Origin of the sequence: Aliiroseovarius sp., assembly GCF_030148435.1 — a bacterium.
GTDB lineage: Bacteria > Pseudomonadota > Alphaproteobacteria > Rhodobacterales > Rhodobacteraceae > JASBTN01.
In genome coordinates this window covers 1-5,611 of record NZ_JASBTN010000019.1, presented here as the reverse complement: position 1 = coordinate 5,611, position 5,611 = coordinate 1, and the positions used below count along the sequence as shown (strand labels likewise).

The window sequence follows — 5,611 nt, the reverse complement described above, 5'->3', positions numbered from 1 at the left end:
CGGTGATGTACCAGGCCTGATCGCGGGTTTTCTCGAACCCGGTCGGGAACCAGCGGCCCGAGGTGCGGTCCAGCGCCGCATAGGGTGCCCAGTAATCCCAGGCCCCTTTCAACAGAAGGAAGGCATAGACGATGCAGAGCGCACCGGCGATCAGCGCAACGACCTTGCGCGCGCCCGGCGACATCATGTTGGTGACGGCATCGACGCCCAGGTGCGCTGTTACCTTGACCCCGTAACTCACGCCGAACAGCACAAGCCAGGCGAACAGGATCAGCGTGACCTCAAGCCCCCAGATCAGCGAGGTGTTGAAGACATAGCGCAGGACGACATTGACGAAGGTAATCATGACCATCAGGCCAAGGAGCACGGCGATGACCGTTTCCTCGAAACCCTTGGTGTGGTGGGTGGTGCTCATGGTCTTCCCCTTTCCATGAGGCGACAGGTGCAGAATTCTCCAAGGAATTCTGTCCGGAGTTTTCGAAAATTCCGGGGCCGGTCAAACGCCGGCCCCGAACCGGGAAACCCTTAGTTCTGGGCGTTGATTTCCTGGGCAACAGCGATATTGTCGGCGCCCACGTCGCCCTCGAACTGGGCCCAAACCGGTTTCATGGCGTCAACCCAGGCCTGACGCTGATCAGCGGTCAGCTGGCGCACCACGCCACCGGCGTCGATGACCGATTGCTTGGCGGCTTCGTTCACGGCGAAAGCTTCGCCGTTGCGGGTGGCGGTCACTTCGGCGATGATGGTCGACAGCTGGTCACGCACATCCGCCGGCAGGCCTTCCCACCAGTCCACATTGGTCACGAGCAGGTAGTCGATGATGCCGTGGTTGGTCTCGGTCACGCCGTCCTGCACTTCGAAGAACTTCTTGCCATAGATGTTCGACCAGGTGTTTTCCTGCCCGTCCACCACGCCGGTCTGCAGCGCGCCATAGACTTCCGAGAAGGCCATCGGCTGCGGCGAGGCGCCGATCGCTTCCATCTGCGCCACCAGCACGTCCGAGGTCTGCACGCGGAACTTCAGCCCGGCGGCGTCAGACGGCAGCTCAAGCGGCTTGTTGGCCGAGAACTGCTTCAACCCGTTGTGCCAGAAGGCCAGACCCAGGAGACCACGGCGGGTCATCGATTCCTTCATCGCCTGACCGGTCGGCGACTGTTGGAACGCGTCAACTGCGTCCATGTTCTTGAACATGAAGGGCAGGTCGAAAATGCGGAACTGCTTGGTGAAGGCTTCGAATTTCGACAGCGAGGGCGCGGCCATCTGGACGTCGCCCTGCAGCATCGCTTCCAGCACCTGGTTGTCGTTGTACAGCGTCGAGTTCGGATAGACCTCCATGCAGGCGACGCCGTCCATCTCGGCATTCACGCGTTCGGCCAACAGCGAGGCGGCGATGCCCTTCGGGTGCTTGTCGGCATTGGTGACGTGGCTGAACTTGATGACGATCTCGCCCGGTTCGCAGGCCGCGCTGGCCGCGGTGGCGGTGACGGACAGGGCCAGGGCGGTGGCAGCCCCCATCAGTGCCTTGTTCAGGAATTTCATGTCGTGTGTCCTCCCAGACTTTCCTCGAAAATACACCCCAAGCGGGCGATGCAGCTATTTGGGCATTTCAAGGGGCAACGGCCAAGAAAAACCGTCACGAAAGTGTGAGATGATAAAATAACGCACAGTTACATACGGTTAGGGAGAAATTTTTATAGGCCCGCGCCGAAGAAAAATTTGCGGTGGGCGGGATCTCACACAGCAGGAAATGGAGCCTGTGCGGAAAACCACACAGATCAGCTTCGATAGGTTTCGGGCCGAACCCCGTGGCGCGCCAGCTTGTCGTAAAACGTCTTGCGCGGCAGTTTCAGGTCCCGCGCAGCCGCAGACGCCGCGCCCCCGTGCCGCCTGAGGGCCTCGATCAGCAGGGAGCGTTCCACCTGCGCCAGCTGCTCGGCCAGGCCCAGCCCGTCGCCCTCGTCGGCCTCCCCCAGCCCCATGGCAAACCGCATCGCCGCGTTCATCAGCGCGCGCGCATTGCCGGGCCAGTCCTGCGCCATCAGACGGGCCAGCACGTCCTGGGTGATCTCGGGTTGCGGCAGGGCAGCCTGTTCGCAGGCAATGGCAACGTAGTGACGAAACAGGATCGGGATGTCTTCCTTGCGCTCGCGGATGGCCGGGATACGCACCCGCATGATGTCGAGCTTGTAGAAGAGGTCCGGGTTGAATCCGCCCCCCTGAGCCAGGGCGTCCAGGTCCTGGTAGGTGCCCGCCACCACCCGCGCCCCGCCGGGCCGGTCCAACAGGTCAAGCAGCAAAAACTGCGCCGCCGGGTCCAGCGCGGCGACCTCATCCAGGAACATCGTGCCCCCTTCCGCCCGGTCAAACCCGTCCGAAAGGGCCTCGCCGGTCAACCCTGCGGCCGGCAGTTTCACGAAGGGCCGCATTGCCGCCCCGGACAAAAGATGCACCACCTCGGCCACCTTGGAGGTCCCCGAGCCCGGCTCGCCACAGATCAGCACCTCGGCCTGGGTGCGTGCCACCGCCCGCACCCGCGCGCGCAGCTCTTCGGCCAGGCGGCTGTCGCCAAACAGCAGCCGCGCCGCCGCGTCGCCCTGTTCGGCCTGCAGCTTCAGGTGGCGGTTCTCCAGCACCAGGGACCGCGTGCGCAGGGCGCGTTCCACCACCGCGACCAGATCGTCCGGTTCGCAGGGTTTCTCAAGGAAATCGAAAGCGCCCGCCGACATGCCGCGCACCGCCATGGGGATATCGCCTTCGCCGGTCAGCAGGATCACCGGCAGTTCCGCATCCACCCCCTGCGCATGCTCCAGCAGGGCAAACCCGTCCTTGCCCGGCATGCGGATGTCGCTCAGCACCACACCGTCGAACTCGGGCGAGATATGATCCTTCGCCTCGATGAAAGACCCCGCTGTCAGCGGGTCCAGCCCCGCCAGTTCCAGCGTCTGGCCGAGGGCCTCGCGCACCATGGCATCGTCATCAACCAACAGGACTTTCTGGCTCATTGCGCCGCTTCCTCCACCTCATCTGCCCATGGCTCCAGCTCCACCGTGAAGACCGCGCCCCGCCCGGTGTTCGCGCCCCGAATCCGGCCGCCGAAGCTTTGCACCAGACCATAGGAGATCGACAGGCCCAACCCCATGCCTTCATCCCCTACCTGTTTGGTGGTGTAGAAGGGTTCGAATATCTTGTCGGGATCGGCAATTCCGGGTCCGGTATCGCGCACGGTAACGGACAGGGGATTGCCGTGCAGAAGCTTGATTTCGATCCGTTTCTCCGCCTGCCCCGCCATGGCGTCGGCTGCATTGTTGATCAGGTTCACCATGACCTGCACCAGCCGCACCTCGCCCGCGCGCACGTGACAGGCGGCAGGCGGGGTCCAGTCCAGGTCCACCCCATCGACGCGCAACCGCGCCTCGGTCAGTTCGACCGCCGTGTGGATCACCTGCACCAGATCGACCCGGCCCAGGGGCTCGCTTTCATTGCGGGAAAAGGCCCGCAGGTTCTTGATGATGCGCCCCATGCGGTTGGCCAGTTCCGAAATGCGGCCAAGGTTCTGTGCGGCCTTTTGCGGCCTGTCGCGATCCAGAAAGGCGGTCGCGTTCTCGGCAAAGGACCGGATCGCCATCAAGGGCTGGTTCAGTTCGTGGGAAATCCCCGCTGACATCTGCCCGAGAGCCGACAACTTGCCCGCCTGCACCAGTTCCGCCTGGGTGCGTTTCAGATCCTCATTGGCCTGGGACAGGGCTGCGGTGCGTTCAGCCACGCGCGCCTCCAGCCGGGCATTTGCCGCGGCCTCCACCGCCAACCGCTCGGACAGGGCGCGGCGCCTTTCGGCCAGCACCAGCAACACCGCGCCGAAGGCCAGGCACAGCGCCGCCGCCACCGCCGCCTGCAGTGTGGCCGTGCGCACGGCGGGGGCGGTATCCAGCAGGGTTTCGCCCACCATGTCGATCACGTGGATGTCCTCCGACAGGTGCAGCGCCCGGGACGGCAGGTAGGGCCCGCCGTCCAGCTGCCAGATCTCTTGCCCGAACCAGCGGCGAATTGAATGGGCCGGGAACCCCTCGTCGCCGAACCGGTCGGTCAGGGTCAGCTCCGAACGGTTGGTGACAAAGACCTGCCCCGCGTCATTGACAAAATAGGTCGCGGTGGCCGTGGTCGGCCAGTTCTGCTCGAACAGCCAGATGTCGACCTCGACCAGCACCGCGCCACGGGCGGGGCCGTTGTCCGAAAAGACCGGCGCGGCGAAGGTGAAGAGGCGGCGCGTCAGGCCCGAGGGCGCGGTCTCGACCCCGTTGGTCGCCCCCAGCGCGCCATTCAGGGCCCGGCGAAGGGGGGTGCTGTCGGGGCTGCGGCGCCCGCGACCCGGGCGGGAGCTGGCCAGAACCAGACCTGAGCGGTCCACCAGTTCGATCCCCAGCGCGCCGGTGCGGTCCGCCATCGCGCGCAGAAGCTCGCGCGCGTCCGAGGCGCTACGCCCGTCCAGCAGCGCCTTCATATCCGGGTGATCGGCCAGCAACACCGCCAGTTCGCGGTAGCGGAACAGGTGCCGGGTCAGCCGGTCCGAGGCCAGTGTCAGGTCGGTACGCCCGCGCTCCGCCAGCGTGCCCAGCGCCGAACGCCAGGCCACGCCCCAGACCCCGGCGCTGAACAGGGCGACCGCGACGAGGAACGCCAGAACCCATATGCTTCGCAAGGACTTGACCATGAGGCGAGCATAAGAATGCCCGCTTGCAATGGAAAGCAGCTTCGGGAAACCTGCGCAGATGATCCGTTTGAGCCAATCTCCGACCGCGCCCGATTTCGTTCAGGCCCCCTACCCGTTCTACGCCCGCGCCCGGTCGGCGGGCGATCTGGTGTGGTGGACCGACTATGACATGCCCATGGCCACCAGCTTCGGCGCCGTGAACAGTATCCTGCGCGACCGGCGCTTCGGGCGCGAACCGGTCACGCCCCGGGATGTGCCTGCCCATCTGGCGCCCTTTTACGCGGTCGAGGCGCATTCGATGCTGGAGCTCGAAGCGCCACGTCACACCCGGCTGCGCAGCCTGGTCCTGCGCGCCTTTACCTCGCGCCGCATCGCCGGGCTGGCGCCCGAGGTGGCGACCCTGGCCCATGAGCTGATCGATGCCTTCCCGAAAGGGGAGTTCGACCTACTGCCGGCCTTCGCCACCCGCATTCCGGTGATCATCATCGCCCGCCTTCTGGGCGTACCCGAGCGCATGGCGGACCAGCTTCTGGCCTGGTCCAACGCCATGGTCGGCATGTATAAGGCCGGACGTGACCGGGCGCGCGAGGACGCCGCCATCGCCGCGACCGAGGCTTTCGTCGCCTTCCTGCGCGCCTATGTGGAGGACCGGCGCGCCGATCCGCGTGACGACCTGATCACCCGGCTGATCCGCGCCGAGGAAGAGGGCACGCGCCTGTCCACCGACGAGCTGATAACCACCTGTATCCTGCTTCTGAACGCGGGCCACGAGGCCACGGTTCATGCCCTGGCCAATGCCGTGAAACTGCTGCTCGAGACCGGGGTCCGGCCCACGGCAGAAAACGCCGAAACGCTGGTCGAAGAGACCCTGCGCCTCGATCCCCCTCTGCATATGTTCACCCG

General features: G+C 65.3%; 5 protein-coding genes. 1 reads left to right on the top strand and 4 read right to left on the bottom strand.

What is annotated here, in order from left to right; genetic code table 11:
* The 4 genes from Q1V43_RS03595 to Q1V43_RS03580 form a co-directional block, all read right to left on the bottom strand.
* A partial coding sequence (locus Q1V43_RS03595) for a TRAP transporter small permease (RefSeq protein ID WP_300514015.1) occupies positions 1-415 on the bottom strand: 415 nt, incomplete at its 3' end.
* Between the two features lie 110 nt (positions 416-525).
* Complete coding sequence (locus tag Q1V43_RS03590) at positions 526-1,539, bottom strand: DctP family TRAP transporter solute-binding subunit (RefSeq protein WP_300514013.1); 1,014 nt, start codon at positions 1,537-1,539, stop codon at positions 526-528.
* Between the two features lie 236 nt (positions 1,540-1,775).
* Complete coding sequence (locus tag Q1V43_RS03585) at positions 1,776-3,002, bottom strand: sigma-54 dependent transcriptional regulator (protein WP_300514011.1); 1,227 nt, start codon at positions 3,000-3,002, stop codon at positions 1,776-1,778.
* The gene (locus Q1V43_RS03580; protein WP_300514009.1) at positions 2,999-4,708 is read right to left on the bottom strand and encodes an ATP-binding protein; all 1,710 of its coding nucleotides are present in this window, start codon (positions 4,706-4,708) and stop codon (positions 2,999-3,001) included. The genes Q1V43_RS03585 and Q1V43_RS03580 overlap by 4 nt, the downstream gene beginning before the upstream one ends.
* A 58-nt stretch (positions 4,709-4,766) precedes the next feature.
* Between Q1V43_RS03580 and Q1V43_RS03575 the strand changes: the two genes are divergently transcribed.
* A partial coding sequence (locus Q1V43_RS03575; protein ID WP_300514007.1) for a cytochrome P450 occupies positions 4,767-5,611 on the top strand: 845 nt, incomplete at its 3' end.